The 21,300-nt window shown below is 61.6% G+C and carries 18 protein-coding genes; 10 read left to right on the top strand and 8 right to left on the bottom strand.

From position 1 onward, the window contains the following. Nucleotides 1-2: 2 nt before the first annotated feature. The 4 genes from kdpB to G4923_RS03180 all read left to right on the top strand — a co-directional run bounded on the left by kdpB (nucleotide 3) and on the right by G4923_RS03180 (nucleotide 6,272). Nucleotides 3-2,066, top strand: coding sequence for a potassium-transporting ATPase subunit KdpB (kdpB, locus tag G4923_RS03165; RefSeq protein ID WP_163135484.1), 2,064 nt, complete (start codon nucleotides 3-5; stop codon nucleotides 2,064-2,066). Between the two features lie 157 nt (nucleotides 2,067-2,223). Further along, the gene (locus G4923_RS03170; protein ID WP_005326326.1) at nucleotides 2,224-2,739 is read left to right on the top strand and encodes a potassium-transporting ATPase subunit C; all 516 of its coding nucleotides are present in this window, start codon (nucleotides 2,224-2,226) and stop codon (nucleotides 2,737-2,739) included. Nucleotides 2,740-2,933: 194 nt separating this feature from the next. Further along, nucleotides 2,934-5,522, top strand: a complete 2,589-nt coding sequence (locus G4923_RS03175) for a sensor histidine kinase (protein ID WP_111911383.1) — start codon at nucleotides 2,934-2,936, stop codon at nucleotides 5,520-5,522. Between the two features lie 66 nt (nucleotides 5,523-5,588). Then, nucleotides 5,589-6,272 carry a response regulator gene (locus G4923_RS03180; protein ID WP_106885366.1) on the top strand — a complete coding sequence of 228 codons (684 nt, stop codon included), beginning with the start codon at nucleotides 5,589-5,591 and terminating at the stop codon, nucleotides 6,270-6,272. Between the two features lie 217 nt (nucleotides 6,273-6,489). On the opposite strand, the gene G4923_RS03185 is transcribed toward G4923_RS03180, so the two are convergent. Next, entirely contained in the window at nucleotides 6,490-7,617 is a 1,128-nt protein-coding gene (locus tag G4923_RS03185) for a multidrug effflux MFS transporter (RefSeq protein ID WP_163135485.1), read from the bottom strand. A gap of 92 nt (nucleotides 7,618-7,709) precedes the next feature. On the opposite strand from G4923_RS03185, the gene G4923_RS03190 reads away from it, so the two are divergent. Continuing rightward, the gene (locus G4923_RS03190; RefSeq protein ID WP_163135486.1) at nucleotides 7,710-8,498 is read left to right on the top strand and encodes an AraC family transcriptional regulator; all 789 of its coding nucleotides are present in this window, start codon (nucleotides 7,710-7,712) and stop codon (nucleotides 8,496-8,498) included. Here the strand turns inward: G4923_RS03190 and G4923_RS03195 are convergent. Beyond that, entirely contained in the window at nucleotides 8,464-8,697 is a 234-nt protein-coding gene (locus G4923_RS03195; protein ID WP_163135487.1) for a hypothetical protein, read from the bottom strand. The two genes, G4923_RS03190 and G4923_RS03195, sit on opposite strands and share 35 nt — an antisense overlap. Before the next feature lie 282 nt (nucleotides 8,698-8,979). On the opposite strand from G4923_RS03195, the gene G4923_RS03200 reads away from it, so the two are divergent. Further along, complete coding sequence (locus G4923_RS03200) at nucleotides 8,980-10,233, top strand: valine--pyruvate transaminase (RefSeq protein ID WP_163135488.1); 1,254 nt, start codon at nucleotides 8,980-8,982, stop codon at nucleotides 10,231-10,233. 83 nt (nucleotides 10,234-10,316) lie between these two features. Here the strand turns inward: G4923_RS03200 and G4923_RS03205 are convergent, their stop codons facing one another. Then, complete coding sequence (locus G4923_RS03205; protein WP_025325190.1) at nucleotides 10,317-10,757, bottom strand: Hsp20 family protein; 441 nt, start codon at nucleotides 10,755-10,757, stop codon at nucleotides 10,317-10,319. A 93-nt stretch (nucleotides 10,758-10,850) separates the two neighbouring features. Next, complete coding sequence (locus G4923_RS03210) at nucleotides 10,851-11,264, bottom strand: Hsp20 family protein (RefSeq protein ID WP_025325189.1); 414 nt, start codon at nucleotides 11,262-11,264, stop codon at nucleotides 10,851-10,853. A gap of 268 nt (nucleotides 11,265-11,532) precedes the next feature. Here G4923_RS03210 and G4923_RS03215 point away from each other — a divergent pair, with 268 nt between their 5' ends. After that, complete coding sequence (locus tag G4923_RS03215; protein WP_163135489.1) at nucleotides 11,533-12,303, top strand: MBL fold metallo-hydrolase; 771 nt, start codon at nucleotides 11,533-11,535, stop codon at nucleotides 12,301-12,303. A gap of 88 nt (nucleotides 12,304-12,391) precedes the next feature. Continuing rightward, complete coding sequence (locus tag G4923_RS03220) at nucleotides 12,392-13,354, top strand: helix-turn-helix domain-containing protein (protein WP_163135490.1); 963 nt, start codon at nucleotides 12,392-12,394, stop codon at nucleotides 13,352-13,354. A 56-nt stretch (nucleotides 13,355-13,410) separates the two neighbouring features. Here G4923_RS03220 and gyrB read toward each other — a convergent pair whose 3' ends face one another. The 4 genes from gyrB to dnaA all read right to left on the bottom strand — a co-directional run bounded on the left by gyrB (nucleotide 13,411) and on the right by dnaA (nucleotide 19,482). Beyond that, nucleotides 13,411-15,822 carry a DNA topoisomerase (ATP-hydrolyzing) subunit B gene (gyrB, locus tag G4923_RS03225; protein ID WP_106885373.1) on the bottom strand — a complete coding sequence of 804 codons (2,412 nt, stop codon included), beginning with the start codon at nucleotides 15,820-15,822 and terminating at the stop codon, nucleotides 13,411-13,413. Beyond that, nucleotides 15,819-16,922 carry a DNA replication/repair protein RecF gene (recF, locus tag G4923_RS03230; RefSeq protein ID WP_005326309.1) on the bottom strand — a complete coding sequence of 368 codons (1,104 nt, stop codon included), beginning with the start codon at nucleotides 16,920-16,922 and terminating at the stop codon, nucleotides 15,819-15,821. The genes gyrB and recF overlap by 4 nt, the downstream gene beginning before the upstream one ends. 2 nt (nucleotides 16,923-16,924) lie before the next feature. Then, complete coding sequence (dnaN, locus tag G4923_RS03235) at nucleotides 16,925-18,028, bottom strand: DNA polymerase III subunit beta (protein WP_025325184.1); 1,104 nt, start codon at nucleotides 18,026-18,028, stop codon at nucleotides 16,925-16,927. Between the two features lie 83 nt (nucleotides 18,029-18,111). Further along, nucleotides 18,112-19,482, bottom strand: a complete 1,371-nt coding sequence (gene dnaA / locus G4923_RS03240; RefSeq protein ID WP_025325183.1) for a chromosomal replication initiator protein DnaA — start codon at nucleotides 19,480-19,482, stop codon at nucleotides 18,112-18,114. A 310-nt stretch (nucleotides 19,483-19,792) separates the two neighbouring features. Between dnaA and G4923_RS03245 the strand changes: the two genes are divergently transcribed. Together G4923_RS03245 and G4923_RS03250 are read left to right on the top strand one after the other, a co-directional pair. Beyond that, the gene (locus tag G4923_RS03245; RefSeq protein ID WP_106885375.1) at nucleotides 19,793-20,551 is read left to right on the top strand and encodes an amino acid ABC transporter substrate-binding protein; all 759 of its coding nucleotides are present in this window, start codon (nucleotides 19,793-19,795) and stop codon (nucleotides 20,549-20,551) included. After that, a complete protein-coding gene (locus G4923_RS03250; RefSeq protein WP_205597016.1) occupies nucleotides 20,552-21,220 on the top strand; it encodes an amino acid ABC transporter permease in 669 nt (222 codons plus the stop codon). Nucleotides 21,221-21,300 lie beyond the last annotated feature (80 nt).

Consider the following 21,300-nt stretch of genomic DNA (forward strand, 5'->3'; position numbering starts at 1 on the left):
AAATGAGCAAGTCCATCTCCATCCCTGCCCGCACCGAAAAGGTGAAGGGCAAGGGCAAGAAACAGACCTCACAAGTCGTGCAGGCCATGATCGAAGCCTTCTATCGCTTCAACCCCAAGGCGCTGTTTGGCAGCCCCATACTGTTCACCCTCTGGCTGGCCGCCGTGATGGCGACCGTGGAGTCCCTGCTGGGTCAGCCCCTGTCCGGGGTCACCCCCAGCCTGGCCTGGCAGCTGACGGCCTGGTTGTGGCTGACCCTGTGGTTTGCCAACTTCGCCGAGACCCTGGCAGAAGGCCGTGGCAAGGCGCGGGCCGACAGCCTGAAGGCGGGCATGAGCCAGCTTCAGGCACGCAAGGTGCGGGATCCGAAAGATGGCCAGGGCGAGTGGATCCCGGCCACCAGCCTGCAAAAAGGGGATCTGGTGCTGGTGCGCAGCGGCGAGATGATCCCGGCCGACGGTGAAGTCATTGCCGGTATCGCCTCCGTCAACGAGGCCGCCATCACGGGGGAATCCGCCCCCGTCATCCGCGAGTCCGGCACCGACCGCAGCGGCGTGACCGGCAACACCACTGTGGTCTCCGACGAGATCTGGGTCCGCGTGACCAACAATCCCGGGGAGAGCACGCTCGACAGGATGATAGCGCTGGTCGAGGGGGCCAAGCGCCAGAAGACGCCCAACGAGATGGCGCTCGATGCCCTGCTGGTGGGTCTGACCCTGATCTTCCTGCTGGTGGTCGCCACCCTGCCCTGGTTCCTCGACTACAACGGCACCCAGGTACCGCGCCTCTACCTGCTGGCCCTCTTCATCACCCTGATCCCGACCACCATAGGGGGTCTGCTCTCCGCCATCGGCATCGCCGGCATGGACCGGCTGGTGAAGCTGAACGTGATCGCCAAGTCAGGTCGTGCCGTGGAGGCCGCCGGTGACGTGCGCACCCTGCTGCTCGACAAGACAGGCACCATCACCTTCGGCAACCGCATGGCTGACGAGCTGATCCCGGCCCCCGGGGTCGATCCCTCCCTGCTGGCCCAGGCCGCCATGCTGGCCTCCCTCGGCGACAACACGCCCGAGGGCAAGTCCATCCTGACCCTGGCCGGCAAGAGCATGGCCAAGCCGAGCCAGCTCGAGAGCGACAAGGTGATCCCCTTCAGCGCCGAGACCCGCCTGAGCGGTCTGGATCGCAACGGTCATCAATATCGTAAGGGGGCTGTGGATGCTGTGCTCAACTACCTCTCCCTCGATCGCAAGGGAGTGCCCGAGCTCATTCTGAAGGCGGTCGACAACATAGCCCGTCAGGGCGGCACCCCGCTGCTGGTCTGTACCCACGAGCAGTTGCTGGGGGTGGTGTACCTCAAGGACATCATCAAGCCAGGCATCAAGGCCCGCTTCCAGATCCTGCGCCACATGGGGATCCGCACAGTGATGATCACCGGGGACAACCCGCTGACCGCCGCCGCCATCGCCGCCGAGGCCGGGGTGGATGACTTCATCGCCGAGGCGACCCCGGAGAAGAAGCTGGCCTATATCCGCCAGGAGCAGGCCGATGGCCGCATGGTCGCCATGTGCGGTGACGGTGCCAACGACGCACCGGCACTGGCCCAGGCGGATGTGGGTCTGGCCATGAACGAAGGCACCCAGGCCGCCAAGGAGGCGGGCAACCTGGTGGATCTGGACTCCAACCCCACCAAGCTGCTGGATGTGGTGCTGGTGGGCAAGCAGTTGCTGGTCACCCGGGGCGCCCTGACCACCTTCTCCATCGCCAACGACGTGGCCAAGTATTTCGCCATACTGCCGGCCCTCTTCATCGCCGCCTACCCGCAGCTGGGGGCGCTGAACCTGATGCAACTCGGCAGTCCAGAGAGCGCCATACTGTCGGCCATCATCTTCAACGCCCTGATCATAGTGGCGCTGGTGCCGCTGGCACTGCGGGGGGTCAACGTGAAGGGCTCCGCCGCCAGCCTGCTGCGCCGCAACCTGCTGATCTATGGTCTCGGTGGCCTGATAGTGCCTTTCATCGGCATCAAGCTGATCGATCTGGTCATCACAGGCCTGGGGCTGGTGTGATGAAAACGCCTCACGATGGTATCCACGGCCTGATCGTGCCCCCATCCATGGGCATCAAGTTGATCGACCTGGTCATCACAGGCCTGGGTCTGGTGTAACCACATAACGGGTGCAAGCCTGGCCTGCACCCCATCAATCTGTTTGGAGCAAGAGAATCATGATAGCAATCAGAACCCTGCTGACCCTGACCCTGCTGCTGGGTGTCGGCTACCCCCTGGCCGTCACCGGGCTGGCCCAGCTGTTTTTCCCCTGGCAGGCCAACGGCAGCCAGCTGACCGATGCCAAGCAGCAGCTGGTCGGCAGCGCCCTGCTGGCGCAGAAATTTGAACGGGCGGAGTACTTCCACTCCCGCCCCTCCGCCAGCGACTTCACCACCATAGGCAGCGGCGCCAGCAACCTGGGGGTGAGTTCCCCCCTGCGCAGCGAATTTGCCAAGGCCCAGGGTAATTACCAGTCCCCCGCCATGCTGACCCGCTCAGGTTCTGGCCTGGATCCCCACCTGCCCCTGGATGCCGTGCTGGCCCAGGTGGATCGCGTCGCCAAGCAACGCGGGCTGGATCCCGCTTCCCTGACGGAGCAGGTCAAGTCGTCCACACAAGCTGGTATCCTTGGCCCCCAGGTGGTCAACATCCTCCAGTTGAATCTGTTGCTCGATCAGCACAAGGACGCATGATGGCGCGCCAGGCTGACCCGAGTTGGAGGGCGACCCAGATTTTCGAACCGAGCCGGCAGTTGCTCCATAAGGATGATGATGCGTAATGAAGTAAAGACGGTTGCCCTGCTGGCAAGCCTGGAGCAGGAGCACGGGAATGCGTGATGAAGTAAAGACGATTGCCCTGCTGGCAGGCATGGAGCAGGAGCACGGGAATGCGTGATGAGGTTCGGGCCGACGCCTTGCTGGCAAGCCTGGAAGAGGAACACAAGGGCAAGCTGAAGGTCTTCCTCGGCGCCGCCCCCGGCGTAGGCAAGACCTACGCCATGTTGCAGGCGGTACGGGAACAGGCCAAGGAAGGGGTCGACATTCTCATCGGCGTGGTCGAGACCCACGGGCGCCAGGAGACCCTGGCGCTGCTCGACAAACTCGCCATCCAGCCACGCAAGCTGCATCACCACCGCCAGCAACGGCTGGAGGAGATGGATCTGGATGGCTTGCTCGAACGCAAGCCCGCCATCGTAGTGGTGGATGAGCTGGCCCACACCAATGCCCCGGGCAGCCGCCACGAGAAACGCTGGCAGGATGTGGAGGAGCTGCTCGGCGCCGGCATAGACGTCTACTCCACCCTCAACGTACAACACCTGGAGAGCCTCAACGATCTGGTGTGGCAGCTGACCGGGGTCAGGGTCAAGGAGACCCTGCCCGATCAGGTGCTGCTGGAGGCGGACAGCATAGTCCTCATAGACCTGCCCCCCAAGGAGCTGCTCGGCCGGCTCAAGGAGGGCAAGGTCTATGTGCCCCATCAGGCCAAGGCCGCCCTGCAATCCTTCTTCTCCCTCAACAACCTGACCGCCCTGCGCGAGCTGGCGATGCAGACTGCCGCCAGCCACGTGGAGGGGGATCTGCAACTGCAGTGGCAGGCGGCGGGCAAGACCACGCTGCCGCTGCGGGGCAAGCTGATGGTCTGCCTCGGGGATCAGCACGGCTCGGCCCTGGTGCGCTACGGCCACCGCTTCGCCCAGCGCCGCCAGCTGCCCTGGCTGGTGGTGCACATCGACAGCAAGGGGCAGCGATCCCCTGAGCTGGAGCAGGCGCTGGCGCTGGCCTCTCACCTCGGCGCCAAGGTGCTGACCCTGTCCAGCCCGGCGGTCGCCGATGCCCTGCTGGAGACGGCCGAACAGCAGCAGGTCTCGCAACTGTTGCTCGGCAAGCCCCACAACCCGCCCTGGCGCCGCTCCCTGGTGCAGCACCTGCTGAAACAGGCACAGGGATTCGAGATCACGTTGGTGGATACGGAGAAGAACAAGCCAGGACTGAGGCTGCAACCACTCCACCCCAAGGACATTCGCCAGAGCCTGCTGGCCATCGCCATCATGGCGGTGACCTCAGCCAGCGCCTGGGGGCTCTCCCACTGGCTGCCGCCCGCCTCCCTGCCGCTGCTGTTCGTGCTGGGGGTACTCGCCACAGCCCTCACCACCAGCCTGGTGCCCGCCATCCTGGCCGCCGTGCTGGGGTTCGTCGCGCACAATCTGCTGTTTACCGCCCCCTACTTCTCCCTGAGCGTGGCCAGCCACAGCGACCTGCTCACCCTGTTCGTACTGCTCATCGTCGGCATGACGGCGGGGCGGCTCGCCTCCCGCCAGCGCCAGCAGTTGATCGGCCTGCGCGAGACCCAGCAGCTTGGCAACGCCCTGCTGTCCCTGAGCCAGGGGCTGGCCACCGCCAGCAGCCCGGTGGAGGTGCTCAGGCAGGGAACCCAGGCCATCTCCCTGGCCCTGGGGCAGCCCGTGTTCGCCCTGGATGAGGAGTACCAGTACAGAGCCGGAGACGAGGTGCGGGGACCGGGCCAGACCGACAAGGCCGCCATCGACTGGTGCCTGGCCCAGAAGCAGAGCGCCGGGGCCCACACCGCCACCCTCAATGCCGCCGAGGCCCAGTACCACCACCTCACCGACGAACTGGTGCTGGGGATTCGGCTGGCCAGCCCGCTCGCCTCCTCCGCCGAACACCAGTTGCAGGCGCTGCTCACCGACATCCGCGCCGCCCTGGCCCGGATCGATCTCAACGAACGGCTGGCCGACAGCCAGCTGCAGGCGGAGACGGATCGGATGCGCGCCGCCCTGCTCTCCTCGGTCTCCCACGATCTGAAGACGCCGCTGGCGACCATAATGGGGGCCGGCAGCACACTGCAGGAGTACGGTGACAGGATCAGTGCCGAGGATCGCAGCGAGCTGCTCCACTCGGTGCAGGAGGAGGCGCGCCGCCTGCACAGCTATGTGCAGAACCTGCTGGACATGACCCGCATCGGCTCCCCGGACTTCCAGCTGAAGCGGGAATGGGTCGATCTGGCCGATCTGGTGGATAGTGCCCGCAAGCGGCTGGACTCCTCCTGGCGCCAGCACAAGCTGCTGATCCACTTCGATCAGCAAATCCCCCAGCTCTATGTGCACGGCGCCCTGATCGAGCAGGTACTAGTCAACATCCTCGACAACGCCTCCCGCTACTCGCCGGCCGGCACCCCCATAGAGTTCAAGGTGATGCTGGCGGACCCTGACCTCATCATCGACATCATCGACATAGGGGTCGGCATCGCCGAGTCGGATCGGGACAAGATCTTCAACCTCTTCTACACCCAGCCGGTAGGTGATTGCGGCAGTCGCGGCACCGGACTTGGCCTCGCCATTTCACGCGCTATGATAGAGGCCCACGGCGGTCGCATCTGGGCGTTTGCCGGCCCCAACGGCAACGGCACCTGCATGCGTATCTCACTGCCGCTCTCCCTCAACTCACCCGAGGTATGATGCGCACATTCCGGGCTCCTGGGGCCAGCCGTCCCCAGCCCCCCAACACTTGCCTCTGGAGGCTAGATGGCCCATATCCTGGTCATAGATGATGAAGCGGCCATTCGCCGCTTTCTGCGGATCAGCCTGGTCGCCGAGGGGCACCAGGTGAGCGAGGCGGTGGGCGTCAACGAAGGGCTGGCGCAGTACCGCCACCTCAACCCCGATCTGGTGATCCTGGATCTCGGCCTGCCGGACGGGGACGGCATCCAGATCTTGCAGGCCATCCGCGAACACCACCCCAACCCTGTGCTGGTGCTGTCGGCACGGGATTCGGAGCAGGAGAAGGTGCGGCTGCTGGATGCCGGGGCCAACGACTACATGAGCAAGCCGTTCGGCATAGGGGAGATGATGGCCCGCATCCGGGTGCTGCTGCGCCAGCGTGCCGGGGTCAGCAGCGGCGAATGCCGTCACTTCCCCCAGTGCGGCCTGAGCCTGGATACCGGCAGCCACAAGGTCACCATGGGAGATGAAGAGATCCCCCTCTCCCGCAAGGAGTTCGCCCTGCTGCAGGCCCTGGTGTGCCACCCCGGCAAGCTGGTGCTGCAGACCCAGCTGCTCAACGACATCTGGGGGCCCAGCCACAAGGAAGATACCCACTACCTGCGCATCGTCATCGCCAGCCTGCGCAAGAAGCTGGGAGATAACCCCCAGCAGCCCAGCCTGATCGAAACCGAATCCGGCATCGGCTACCGCTTCATCGGCAGTTGAAACAGTCACAAGCAGCCCACCCCGCTCGAAATACCATATCCGGCATCGGCTACCGCTTCATCGGCAGTTGAAACAGGCACAAGCAGCACACCCCGTACGAAACACCGTACCCGACATCGGCTACCGCTTCATCGGCAGTTGAAACAGGCACAAGCAGCACACCCCGTACGAAACACCGTACCCGACATCGGCTACCGTTTTATCGGTAGCCGATGTTTCACGTGGAACGGCGCCCGCTGCAGAGCAGCGCCAGCAGACCGCAGCCGGCGAGCAGCAGCCCCAGATCCTGCAAGCCGGCTGCCACCGCCAATCCCAGGCTGAGCAGCAGGTAATAGGCCAGCCCGAACAGGGCACCGGCGCTGCCCGCCACCGCTCTGTAGGCTTGCAAGGCCTCACTCAACACATTGGGGATAGCCACCCCATAGGCCACCACTATTCCCATCATGGGCAGCAGGAACCAGAGCGAGGACTGACTCGCCCAGACCAACAGCCCGCAAACCAGCGCCAGTGTGCAGGCCAGCCTGATCAGGGATGACGGCGGCCAACCCTTCCCCAGCAGTTGCTTGTTGAGCAGGCTGCCGAGCAGGGTCGCCAGCGCCAGCAAGATCCCGGAGTAACCAAAGTCGCTCACCCTCAATCCCAACCCGTCAAACAGGAAGGGAGCCAGGCTGTAGTAGCCAAACAACATGGTATTGAACAGGGCGACCAGGACAGCGCTGCGCCAGAGCCCGCCATCCCTCGCCATCCTGGCTGCCAGCGGCCAGAGTGCGACTCGCGGTGTGCTGGCCGGGCGGGTTTCCGGCAGCCACCGACCGGCCACCAGCAGCAACAGTGCCGCCAGCACCAGCAATCCGCTGAAGACCCCGAGATAGCCAAACTGCTCGGCCAGCAGGCCGCCGCTCATCAGCCCCAGCACGGGGCTGAGGGAGAGCGCCACACCCATCACCGAGAAGACCCGCGCCAGCTCGCACCTCTGATAGCTGTCGCGCAGCATGGTCTGGGTCACCACTGATCCCACGGCGGCGCCGAAGGCCGAGACGACCCTGGCCAACAGCAGGGTCTCGAACTCACTGGCCAGCAGCGCCAGCAGGGTGCCGACCCCGTAGGTGAACAAGCCCGCCAGCATGGCGGGACGCCGCCCGACGAGATCGCAGAGCCGACCCCAGCAGACCACGCCCACCGCAAACGCCAGAAAATAGACCGACAGGGTCTGGGATGCCTGCCCCTCGCTCACCCCAAACTGGCTGGCAATCTGGGTCAATACCGGGCTGTAGAGGGTCTCAACCATCTGGGGAAACATCATCAATCCCACCACCAGCCAGCGCGGTGGCAACTTGTTGTGCATGACAAACCTCCTTCACAAGAGGTCGTCATTCTAGAGAGAGGGGGAATGTCCCATTACAATAAGCAGGACTATATACATCAAAAGTCGGACACATGGCCTTTATTCTTCCCGATCACCCTTTCGACCCGGACAGCCACGCTGGCAGCGTGATCGGCATCGCCTCCGCGCTCGGCTGGCATGACTCCGGCCTGCACAGGCACCAGCGCCACCAGCTGCTGTTCGCCCAATCCGGCTGCATGACCATGGAGCTGGAAGGTCGGGTCTGCCTGCTCCCGCCGACGCGAGCGGCCTGGCTGCCGGCGGGCACGCCCCACAGGGTCCTGATGCGCGGTGTGGTGGCCTATCGCTCCCTCTACTTCACCCCGCACCCCGAGTTGCCGACCACAATGGCGGTGCTGGCGGTCAATCCGCTGCTGCAGGCACTGATCGAACGGATGGCGCTCTGGCCATGGGAGCTGCCACAAGAGGAGCAGCAGCGGACGTTGGCGCTCTTCATGGAGGAGTTGGGTCAGGCACCCCGAGAGTCCTGGCAGTTGCCGTTGCCGTCAGACCCGCGCCTGGCGGCCTGGCTGCAGGAGATAAAGCGGTGTGGCACCCTGCCCCCTCGGCTCAACCGGCTGGCCGAGGAGGTGGGTGCCAGTGACAAGACCATAGGCCGCATCTTCATGAGGGAGACCGGCATGAACTATCAGGCCTGGCGCCAGCAGTGGCGACTGCTGCGGGCCATGGAGTTGCTGGCAGAAAGCGAACCCATCAGCCGGATTGCCGCTTCCCTAGAGTTCTCCAGCGACAGCGCCTTCATCAGCTTCTTCAAACAACACTCGGGGCAGACGCCCCTGCGTCACCTCAACTCTCGGGGTGAGTCGCCACGGCGGGGCTGACCTCCACCACCAGGGTATCCAGTGCCAATGGCTGGAGGTTGTGGATGGCATCCAGTACCACGGCATGGGATGCCTGCTGCTGCTGGGCACGCATTTCCTGCGCCAGCTTGGCGCTATCCAGCTCGGGCCTGGGGTTGTCGTTGGCCATGACGTTCAGGCTCAGGCTGCTCAGTATCAGGGTCGCGATCAGGGTCTTCATCTGGCTTGCTCCGGTATGGTTGAGATGACCAGAGAGTTATTCCAATAGTCGTGCCAACTATATAAACAATTGATTTTGTTTAAATAAAATGAAATTTGACGCCATTTGAGGCTTTGTTGCCCATCTTGCTGGTTATTTTGAAACCCATAAGTGGTTATTTTTACCACATCCAATTTCCGGGGCCCGTTCCACGTGGAACGTCCCATGATTTTGATCGACACCCGCTTTTAAACTGAGCTATGGTGCTAGCTCCCCCGTAACTGACTCTGGATCTGTCACCGAATGGAATTCTCCTTGTTCGGCGAGAAGTTCACTCGCCACGCCGGTATTACCCAACTCATGGATGACCTCAATCAGGGGCTGCTCAATCCGGACGCCATCATGCTCGGAGGCGGCAATCCGGCCCCCATCCCCGCCATGCTGGAACGCTTTCAGACCGAGGCCAAGCAGCTGCTCGACAATGGCGAGCTGATCAAGGCCATGGCCAACTACGATGGCCCGCAAGGCAAGGACAGGTTCACCAAGGCGCTGGCCGCCCTGCTCAAAAGAGAGCTGGGCTGGGACATCTCGGCCCGCAACATAGCCCTGACCAACGGCAGCCAGAATGCCTTCTTCTACCTGTTCAACCTGCTGGCCGGCGAGTTCGCCGATGGCCGCAAGAAGAAGGTGCTCTTCCCCCTGGCCCCCGAATATATCGGCTATGCGGACTCGGCCCTGGCGGATGATCACTTCGTCGCCTACAAGCCCACCATAGAGAAGCTGTCCGACGGCCAGTTCAAATACCATGTGGATTTCGAGAGTCTGGAGGTAGGCGACGACATCGGAGTGATCTGCGTCTCTCGCCCCACCAACCCCACAGGCAACGTGCTGACCGATGAAGAGATAGAGCACCTGGATCAGATCGCCCGCGACAAGGGGATCCCGCTGCTGCTCGACAACGCCTATGGTGTGCCCTTCCCCGGCATCATCTTCAGCGAGGCCAAGCCGTTCTGGAATGCCAACACCATACTCTGCATGAGCCTCTCCAAGCTGGGCCTGCCGGGCACCCGCTGCGGCATCGTCATCGCCGACGAGAAGATCATCCAGGCCATCACCAACCTGAGCGGCATCATCAACCTGGCGCCGGGCAGCCTGGGGCCCGCCATCACCATCCCCATGATAGAGAGCGGCGAGATCATCGCCCTGAGCGAACAGGTGGTGAAACCCTTCTACAAGCAGAAGGCCGACTTCGCGGTGCAACTGCTGCGCGAAGCCATTCCCGACCCGCGCTTCCACATCCACAAGCCGGAAGGTGCCCTCTTCCTCTGGCTCTGGTTCGAAGGCCTGCCGATCCACTGCCAGGAGCTCTACGAGCGGCTGAAGGCGAAGAACCTGCTGATAGTGCCGGGTCACTACTTCTTCCCCGGTATCGACGACCCAGAATGGCGCCACAGCCAGGAGTGCATCCGCCTCAACTACTCCCAGAGCGAGGAGCTGGTGCGGCGCGGCATCGCCATACTGGCGGACGAGATCAACGCCATTTACCGCGGCAGCTGACTTGCCTGCAGATAAAAGAAAGGCCTGCGATCGCAGGCCTTTCTCGTCTCTGGTGTCAGGCCCCCCGGCCTGACATTCCCGGCTTAGCTCGGCAGCGCCAGCTGATCGGGTTTGCCGATGGGGATGGCGCGGGGCTTGAGTGCCTCCGGCAATTCGCGGGCGAGATCTATGGTCAGCAGACCATGCTCCAGTCTGGCCCCCTGTACCTCCACGTGCTGGCTCAGCTTGAAGGCGAGCTCGAAGTCACGCTCGGCAATTCCCTGGTGGAGGAACTGACGCTCACCGGCCGCTGCGGCCTTGCGCCCCTTCACCTTGAGGGTACCGTTTTCGGTCTCCAGCTCCAGCTCTTCACGCTCGAAGCCAGCCACGGCGACCGTGATGCGGTAGCCGTCATGCTCCCGCTTCTCGATGTTGTAAGGGGGATAAGCCGCCGCCTTCTGGTCGAACAGGCCTTCCAGCTCACGGGCCATCCGCTCGAAGCCGACGGCATTGGAAGAGAGGTGAGAAAAATCGAGGTTACGCATAATCCTATCCTTCTAATAAGCAACAGGTTTGACTCTCCACAGGCCCGTCATCGGCACCCGGAAAGCAGGTAAAAACACTGAGAGTTCAGGCTATCAGCCGTTGATCTCGATCTTGCGGGGCTTCATCGCCTCGGGCACTTCACGGGCCAGATCGATGTGCAGCAGGCCATTCTTGAGATCGGCCCCTTTCACCCGCACATAGTCGGCCAGCTGGAAGCGACGCTCGAAGCCGCGCTCGGCTATGCCCTGATAGAGATAGTGGCGCTCGGTGTCAGCCTGCTTGTTGCCCTTCACCGTCAGCAGATTTTCCTGGAAGCTCAGCTCCAGCTCTTCCTGGGTAAAGCCCGCCACCGCCATGCTGATGCGGTAGTCGTTGTCACCCAGTTGCTCGATGTTGTAGGGGGGATAACCGGCATTGCCATTGCTGGCCGCAGATTCGATGAGATTGGCCAGACGATCGAAACCAATGGCAGAACGATAGAGCGGAGAAAAGTCGATAGAACGCATAGTATTACCCTCTTGTGAGCGATAACGGATTGTTTGCCCTCCTGATGGACGGGCGCCTGGTCGAAACCTCTGTCGAGCGTTCCGGCCTTGTTACCTATATAGGGGCTCACTTTTTCCTTTCAAGGGAAAAAATGAAAAGAAATTTTTGGCCACCCGTCAAAACTCATTTTGGCCCGATTGATATGGTAATAGGCCCGCGGGCCACTCATCCCCCGATGCCCTCCGCGCCATACTGGTTGCGTCCCCCCACCAGAGACCGGAGCACACCATGCAAGTTACCCAGGTTCGCAATGCCACCCTGCTCATCCACTACGCCGGCACCCGCTTCCTGATCGATCCCATGTTGTCTGCCAAGGGCAGCCTCCCGGGGTTTGAGGGAACGGCCAACAGCCAGCTGCGCAATCCGCTGGTCGAGCTGCCCCTGCCCATGACTGAGATCCTCGATGTGGATGCGGTGATAGTCACCCACGATCACCTGGACCACTGGGACCCTGCCGCGCAGCAACTGCTGCCCAAGCATCTCCCGCTGTTTGTGCAACACCAGAAAGATGCCGACACTATAAGCGCCAGCGGCTTCAAGGATGTGCGCCTGCTGAGCGAGCAGGCCGAGTTTGCCGGGATCCGGTTGCACCAGACCGAAGGGCAACACGGCAACGATCAGGTCATGGCGGTGTTGGCCGAGCGGCTGGGTGAGGTATCCGGGGTGGTCTTCTCCCATCCCGCAGAGAAGACCCTCTATCTGGCGGGTGACACCGTCTGGAACGCCCAGGTAGAACAAGCGCTGCAACGGCACCAGCCCGAGGTCGTCATCCTCAACTGTGGCGATGCCCAGGTGCCGGGACTGGGTTCCATCATCATGGGCAAGGAGGATGTCGCCGCCGTGTATCAGGCCGCGCCACAGGCCACCCTGATCGCCAGCCACATGGAGGCGGTCAATCATGCCCTGCTGACACGGAACGAGCTGCGCGACTACATCGGCAAACAGGGGATGGCAACGCGGGTGCTGGTACCCGAGGATGGCGAGTCCATCGTCCTCTGATGAGAGAGGGCCATGCCCCCACATGGCCCTTCGGCTTTCTGTTGCCGCCCCTTATCATGGGGATCCGAGTGCAAAGGAGTCTGCCAACATGCCCAATCCCATCATCGTCGCCGTCATCACCTTCGATCACTTCAGCCCCTTTCACTGCGCAGTGCCCTGCCTCATCTTCGGCGACACCATGATGCCAGGCGCCTCACTGTTCGAACTCAGACTCTGCGCCGGCGACGCCACCCGCCAGCCCGGTTCCGCCCAGGGCTTTCGCATCGACGCCAGCCACGGGCTGGAGGGGTTGGTCGGGGCTGACATCGTCATCATCCCCTTCTGGCGCGATCCGGCCGAGCGACCGGCCCAGCCCCTGCTCGATGCTTTGGTTGCCGCCCGACACAGGGGGGCCCAGATAGTGGGGCTATGTCTGGGCACCTATGTGCTGGCCTATGCCGGCCTGCTGGGGGGGCGCAGGGCCTCGACCCACTGGGAGTTCGAGCAGGACTTCATGGGCCGCTTTCCCGCCGTGCGGCTCGATACCAATGCCCTCTACGTGGACGATGAGGGCCTCATCACCTCGGCCGGCACTGCCGCCGGACTGGACTGCTGCCTCTACCTGGTGCGCGAACACCATGGCAGCCGGATCGCCAACAAGCTGGCCAGACGCCTGGTGGTTCCTCCCCATCGGGAAGGGGGCCAGGCCCAGTTCATCGAGCAGCCGGTGCCCGCCTCCACCCGGGATGCCAGGATCAACCAGCTGTTCGACCACCTGCGCATGCACCTGGCCGAGCCTCACAACCTGGACACATTGGCAGAGCACTGCCTGATGAGCCGCCGCACCTTCACCCGTCGCTTCCAGCGAGCCACCGGTCTCTCGGTCGGGGAGTGGTTGCTGGCCGAGCGCCTCAGGCGCAGCCAGGAGTTGCTGGAGACGAGCTCCCACTCCATGGATCGCATCGCCGAACTGGTGGGATTGAGGACGGCAGCCATACTGCGCCAGCATTTTCGCACCCGTTTCGGCGTGTCGCCGAGTGAATGGCGCCGCACCTTCGGGGGCCTGCGTTAGCCAGCAAAAAGCCGCTCACAGGGAGCGGCTTTGTTCAATCGCGAGGGCGCGTCGGATTAGACGTCGAGGTTGGCGACCCGCAGGGCGTTGGTCTCGATGAAGTCACGACGAGGCTCGACCGCATCCCCCATCAGGGTGGAGAAGAGCTGGTCGGCGCCGACGGCGTCGTCTATGGTGACGCGCAGCATGCGACGGGCTTCCGGATCCATGGTGGTTTCCCACAGCTGATCCGGGTTCATCTCACCCAGCCCTTTATAGCGCTGGATGTAGATGCCACGCTTGCCTTCGCCCATCAGCCAGTCGACGGCTTCCACGAAGTTGGCCACAGGTTTGACCTTCTCGCCACGCTTGATAAAACCGCCTTCCTCGATCAGATTGGCGATCTCCTTGCCCAGGGAGACCAGCTGACGGTACTCGGAGGATTGCAGGAAGTCGTAGCTGATCGGGTACTCCCGGTCGACACCGTGCTGACGCACCACGGCATGGGGCACGTACAGGCTGCGCTCTTCGTCGCGACGTACCTGGATCTGGTACTGGATGCCGTGGTTGCTCTCGTTGAGCACGGCTTCCATCCCCTGGCACCAGGCCAGCAGATCGCTCTCGCTGGCCAGCAGGGTTTCGTTCAACTCAGGCTGATAGATCAGCTGAGTCAGCACGGCATCCGGGGCACGGCGGGACATGCGGGTGATCAGGTGAGAGACGGCACGATGCTGGTTGACCAGACGCTCCAGTGCCTCGCCACCTATGGCAGGGGCAGACTCGTTGACGTGCAGGGTAGCACCGTCCAGCGCCATGGAGGTCTGGTACTGCAGCAGCGCGTCTTCGTCTTTCAGATACTGCTCCTGCTTACCCTTCTTGACCTTGTAGAGCGGCGGCTGGGCGATGAAGACGTAGCCACGCTCGATGATCTCGGGCATCTGACGGTAGAAGAAGGTCAACAGCAGGGTTCGGATGTGCGCACCATCGACGTCCGCATCGGTCATGATGATGATGTTGTGGTAACGCAGCTTGTCCGGGTTGTACTCGTCACGACCTATGCCGCAGCCCAGTGCCGTGATCAGGGTGCCCACCTCTTGCGAGGAGATCATCTTGTCGAACCGGGCCTTCTCCACGTTCAGGATCTTGCCCTTCAGCGGCAGTATGGCCTGGTTCTTGCGGTTGCGACCCTGCTTGGCGGAGCCGCCAGCAGAGTCCCCTTCCACTATGTAGAGTTCGGAGAGGGCCGGGTCTTTCTCCTGACAGTCCGCCAGCTTGCCGGGCAGACCGGCGATGTCCAGCGCACCCTTGCGGCGAGTCAGTTCGCGTGCCTTGCGGGCCGCTTCACGGGCACGGGCCGCATCAATGATCTTGTTGACCACTATCTTGGCATCGCCCGGGTTTTCCAGCAGGAAGTCGGCCAGCTTCTCACCCATCGCCTGTTCAACGGCTGTCTTCACTTCGGAAGAGACCAGCTTGTCCTTGGTCTGGGAGGAGAACTTAGGGTCAGGCACCTTGACGGAGATGACCGCAATCAAGCCTTCACGGACGTCGTCGCCACTGGCGGCAGACTTGGCCTTCTTGCTGTAGTCCTCTTTGTCCATGTAGGAGTTGAGGGTACGGGTCAGCGCGGTACGGAAGCCTACCAGGTGGGTGCCCCCATCCCGCTGCGGTATGTTGTTGGTGAAGCAGTAGACCCCTTCCTGATAGGCGTCGTTCCACTGCATCGCCACTTCGACGCCGATACCGTCCTGCTCTGTGGTGAAGTGGAACACCTTGGGATGGATCGGAGTCTTGTTCTGGTTCAGGTATTCGACGAACGCCTTGATGCCGCCCTCGTAGCAGAAGTGAGCCTCGCGGCCATCCCGCTCGTCCAGCAGACGGATGGAGACACCGGAGTTCAGGAAAGAGAGCTCGCGCAGACGCTTGGCCAGGATCTCGTAGTGATACAGGGTATCGGTAAAGATGGTCGGGCTCGGCCAGAAGCGCACTTCGGTACCTGTGCCCGTGCTGTCGCCAATCTGCTTGAGCGGCGCCTGCGGCTCACCCAGGTGATAGGTCTGCTCGTAGACGTGGCCGTTGCGACGTATGGTCAGCAGCAGCTTGTCAGAGAGGGCATTAACTACGGAGACACCCACGCCGTGCAGGCCGCCGGATACCTTGTAGGAGTTGTCATCGAATTTGCCGCCGGCATGCAGCACCGTCATGATGACTTCGGCGGCGGAGCGGCCCTCCTCCTCGTGCATGTCGACCGGAATACCCCGGCCGTTGTCACGCACTGAGACGGAGCCGTCGGAATGGATCTTGACCTGAATATCGGAGCAGTAGCCAGCCAGAGCCTCGTCAATGGAGTTATCGACGACCTCGAACACCATGTGGTGCAGGCCCGAGCCATCATCCGTATCGCCGATATACATCCCCGGGCGCTTGCGGACCGCATCCAGGCCCTTCAGCACCTTGATATTCGAGGAGTCGTAAGTATTTTCACTCATAGCTTACTCTCTGCCTTCTCTAACGTTTCGGAGATCTTGCCTTGTTCCACGTGGAACAGCTTGCAGTCACTCGCATCCATCATGTCTGCGAGCTGACCGGTATCGATGGCGGTGATAAACACCTGGGACGCGCACTGCTTCAGCCTTGCGGCCAGCAGGCGACGTTTGTCGACATCCAGTTCAGAGGCAAAATCGTCAATTAAAAAAATACAGCCACGGCTGCTATGTTGATTCAAATAGAGCCCTTGAGCCAGTCGCATGGCACAGACCAGCAACTTCAACTGACCCCTGGACAAAATATCCTGAGCGGGCACCCCGTTCGCCTTGAGCCGCACATCCGCCTTCTGCGGACCGACCCCAGTGTACCCCAGCGAACGATCCCGCTCGAACCCCGCCTCCAGCAAGTCGCCGAGGGGAGTCTCTCTCTCCCAGCCCCGATAGAAACCGAGGCTGATGTCGAATTCCGGCAGAAAATCCGCCGTCATCTCCTTGATCAGGGGTGTAATAGCCTGACAGTAACTGGCGCGAAACTCCGCCAGTTCACCCCCGAGCCGCACCAGCTCCTGATCCCAGAACGCCAGCTGGCGATACTGGCTGCTTTGGCGCAGCAGCGCATTGCGCTGTTTCAGCAGACGCCGTACCCGTCCCCACAGGGAGAAGAAGGTCGGCTCCTGATGGAAGACGCCCCAGTCCAGCCAGGCCCGGCGAGCCTGGGGCCCACCGGTCAGCAGGTTGAAACCATCTGGGTGGATCAACTGCACCGGCAACAGCTCGGCCAGATCGGCCAATCGCTGGGCCTGGGCCCCGGCGATCTTGAGCTGGGTCTCGCCCCCCTTGTCCTTGGCAAGCCCGATGGGCACCTGACGCCCCTCCAGCTCGCACTGGGCAAACAGGGTAAAGGCCCTCTCCCCCTGGCGGATGACCCGCCCGGTCAGGTGAGTACGAAAAGAACGACCGAGACCGAGGTAATGGATGGCTTCCAGCACGCTGGTCTTGCCGCTGCCATTGCACCCGACCAGGATATTGAGGCCGGGGGACAGCGCGAGACTGGCGTGCTGGATGTTGCGAAAGTCGCTGAGCTGGAGTTTGACCAGGGACACGACTAGATCCGCATCGGCATCACCACATACTGGGCATCTTGGCTGTCAAAATCCTCAATAATGGCACTGCTGATGGAATCGCTCAGGCTGATCCGGATTTGGTCACATTTTAACGTATTCAGCACGTCCAGCACATAGGAGACGTTGAAGCCGATCTCCATCTCGCCAGCGGCATATTGTACGTCAAGCAGCTCCTCGGCTTCTTCCTGTTCCGGGTTGTTGGCGGTGATGCGCAGCAGGTTTTCCTGCAGATTGAGACGCACCCCACGGAATTTCTCGTTGGAGAGGATGGCGGCACGGGCGAAGGCCTGGCGCAGATCCTCACGACCGGCGATCAGGGCCTTGTCGCTCCCCCGGGGAATGACGCGACGCCAGTCCGGGAAGCGGCCATCCACCAGCTTGGAGGTGAAGATGAAGCCATCCAGGGCGGCACGCAGGTTGCTGCGACCGACCTGCAACCGTACCGGCTTGTCTTCCGCCTCCAGGAGGCGCACCAGCTCCAGCACACCCTTGCGGGGCAGGATGACCTGATGATCGGGCAGCGATTCCCCGACCACTTCGCGGCGGCAGGTGGCCAGACGGTGACCGTCGGTGGCGACGGTGCGCAGGCCATGGCCCTCGCTCTCGAACAGCATGCCATTCAGGTAGTAACGCACATCCTGGCTGGCCATGGAGAACTGGGTCGCATCGATCAGCTTCTTCAGCTCCAGCTGGCTGATGTCGAACTCGAGCACGGATTCCCAGTCCTCGATGTTCGGGTACTCGGTGGCCGGCAGGGTCGAGAGATTGAAGCGGGAACGACCGGAGCGGATGATGAGGCGATCCCCTTCGGTGTTGAGACGGATATCCGCCCCTTCCGGCAGGCCGCGGCAGATATCCAGCAACTTGCGGGCCGGTACTGTGGTACGCCCATCCTGGCTGTCGCTGCTGAGATAGACCTGGCCTATCATCTCCACCTCGAGATCTGTCCCGGTCAGCGATAGCAGGCCATTGCTGACATCGAGCAGGACGTTGCCGAGAATGGGCAGAGTCGGCCGGCCACCCAGGGCACCGGACACCAGTTGCAGAGGACGTAACAGGGCCTCACGGCTAATTTCGAGCTGCATCTGTGCTCTCCGTTGTGATTAGGAGGAAAATTTTCGGATCAGGTTGGAATATTCGAGCCCCATCTGTCCACTCAGTTCCGTTATCAGGACGAGAGGGTACGGATCAGGTTGGAATAGTCTTCCTTGATGTCGTGACTCTCCTCCTTCAGCTGCTCGATCTTGCGGCAGGCATGAAGAACAGTGGTGTGGTCACGGCCACCAAAGGCATCCCCTATCTCCGGCAAACTGTGGTTGGTCAGCTCCTTGGCCAGTGCCATCGCCAGCTGACGCGGGCGGGCAACGGAGCGGGAACGACGCTTGGACAGCAGATCCGCCAGCTTGATCTTGTAGTACTCCGCCACCGTCTTCTGGATGTTGTCTATGGTGACCAGCTTCTCCTGCAAGGCCAAGAGGTCGCGCAGCGCCTCGCGCACGAAGTCGATGTTGATGGCACGGCCGGTGAAGTTGGCGTTGGCGATCACCCGGTTGAGGGCACCTTCCAGTTCACGGACGTTGGAGCGCAGACGCTTGGCGATGAAGAAGGCCACCTCGTCCGGCAGATGGATCTGGTTCTCGTCCGCCTTGCGCATCAGGATAGCCACCCGGGTCTCCAGCTCCGGCGGTTCGATCGCGACAGTCAGACCCCAGCCGAAGCGGGACTTGAGGCGATCCTCGACACCGTTGATCTCCTTCGGATAGCGATCCGAGGTCAGGATGATCTGCTGGTTACCTTCGAGCAGGGCGTTGAAGGTGTGGAAGAACTCCTCCTGGGAGCGCTCCTTGTTGGCGAAGAACTGGATGTCATCGATGAGCAGGGCATCGACGCTACGGTAATAACGCTTGAACTCTTCAATGGCGTTATTCTGCAGCGCCTTCACCATGTCCTGCACGAACCGTTCGGAGTGCATGTAGATGACTTTGGCGTCTTTCTTGCGTTCCTTGATGGCATTGCCAACGGCGTGCAGCAGGTGGGTCTTGCCCAGACCTGTGCCGCCATAGAGGAACAGCGGGTTATAAGCGCCACCCGGATTGTCGGCCACCTGACGGGCCGCCGCACGGGCCAACTGGTTGGACTTACCTTCGACGAAATTCTCGAAGGTGTAGTTCACGTTGGTGTTGCTCTTGTGGTTCGGCTCGGGCTTGGCTTCCGCCTTGCTTTCCCAGCTCTTGTGAGAGTTATTCACAGGATCGACACCACGCGCCGGCGCTCTGGCGACCGCGACGGGATGGGGACGATTACCGATGTCAAAACGCAGGGTGGGAGCATCGGCTCCGCACAGCTCGTTGATGATGCCGTTGACCCGGAGCAGGTACTTGTCGCGTACCCAGTCCAGAACGAAGCGATTCGGTGCATACAGGGTCAGAGTATTGTCACTCAACTCCGCTTGAAGCGGCCGGATCCACATGCTGAATTCTGCCGAGGGCAACTCATCTTGCAGCCGGTTAAGGCACTGCTGCCATAGCGAAGCAGTCACTCTAGACTCCCGTCAATTGATTAAGTAAAGACCGGCTATTCTACGTTTTTAGTGGCTGGATCTCCAGTTGCCGCCGCACGGATCCAGCAAATAAGATCCTTGACTTTCAAGGATCCAACGCCCCAGGATCTGATTTCATCCCCAAAGTTACCCACAGCCACCGAGCGGCGATGTGGACAGAATGAGACCCTGCTGCTGCGGTTATTTTATATAACCAAATATCATTTATTCTTTATATTTTATTCCAATAACATCAGCGCCAACCCGTGAATACAACTAAAAATACAGAACTACAGAGAGAGGAATCCCCATGAAATCCACCATCAAGCTGATCTCCGGCGCCGCCATTCTGCTGGCCAGCCTGTCCGGCCAGGCCATTGCCCAGGAAACCATCAAGGTCGGCATGTCCGGCAAGTACTTCCCGTTCACCTTCGTCAAGCAGGACAAGCTGCAAGGCTTCGAGGTGGACATGTGGAACCAGATCGGTGAGCGCACCGGTTACAAGGTCGAGTTCGTCACCGCCAGCTTCTCCGGCCTGTTCGGCATGCTGGAAACCGGTCGCGTCGATACCATCTCCAACCAGATCACCATCACCGACGAGCGCAAGGCCAAGTACGCCTTCTCCCAACCCTACGTCTATGACGGCGCCCAGATAGTGGTGCGCAAGGGCAACAGCACCATCCACGGTCTCAAGGATCTGGAAGGCAAGACGGTCGCGGTGAACCTGGGCTCCAACTTCGAAGAGCTGCTGCGCAAGAACGACCCGAACAAGAAGATCGACATCCGCACCTATGACTCCAGCTTCGAGCAGGACGTTGCCCTGGGTCGCATCGATGCCTTCGTGATGGACCGCGTCTCCACCGCCCAGCTGATCAAGGAATCCAAACTGCCGCTGCAACAGGCCGGCGCACCGTTCGAGACAATCGAGAACGCCCTGCCCTTCCTGAAGACCCCGGAAAAACAGGCCGTGCTGAAGAAGGTCGACGAGGCACTGACCGCCATGCGTAAAGACGGTTCCCTGACCAAGATCTCGGAAAAATGGTTCGCAGCGGACATCACCAGCAAATAAATGATGGAATTTGATCTCGAGTACACGCTAGGGCTGTTTCCCATCCTGCTCAAATACCTGGGCACTACTATGGAAATGGCCCTGTGGGGATTCGTATTGGCACTCGTACTGTCGCTGGCCCTGGCGATAGTACGGGTGTTTCGCGTTCCCGCAATTCACTGGCTGGCGATGCTGTATATCTCGTTCTTCCGGGGGACTCCCCTGCTCGTCCAGCTGTTCCTGCTCTACTACGGGCTGCCGCAACTGTTCCCGATCTTCGTGGGGATGGATGCCTTTACCGCCGCCATCATAGGTCTGACCCTGCACTTCGCCGCCTACATGGCCGAGTCGATCCGGGCCGCCATTCTCGGCATCCACAAGAGCCAGATGGAAGCCGCCCTCAGCATCGGCATGAGTCGTTACCAGGCGATGCGGCGGATCATACTGCCGCAGGCGGCCCGCATCGCGACGCCGTCGCTGATGAACTACTTCATCGACATGATCAAGAGCACCTCACTGGCGTTTACCCTGGGGGTGGCCGAGATCATGGGCAAGGCGCAGATGGAGGCCTCCTCCTCCTTCAAGTTCTTCGAGAGCTTCATGGCAGTGGCCCTGGTCTACTGGGTGGTGGTGATCTTCTTTACCCGCTTGCAGCACCTGCTGGAAGTACGCCTCAATCGTGCTTACTAAGAGGATGCCAGCGATGATGAACAAGCCATTACCCACTTGCGGCACAGGCTGGAAGTACCTCTCAACGGCCGCGCCTATTA

It is taken from the genome of Aeromonas rivipollensis (assembly GCF_010974825.1).
In the GTDB taxonomy this organism is placed as follows: domain Bacteria; phylum Pseudomonadota; class Gammaproteobacteria; order Enterobacterales; family Aeromonadaceae; genus Aeromonas; species Aeromonas rivipollensis.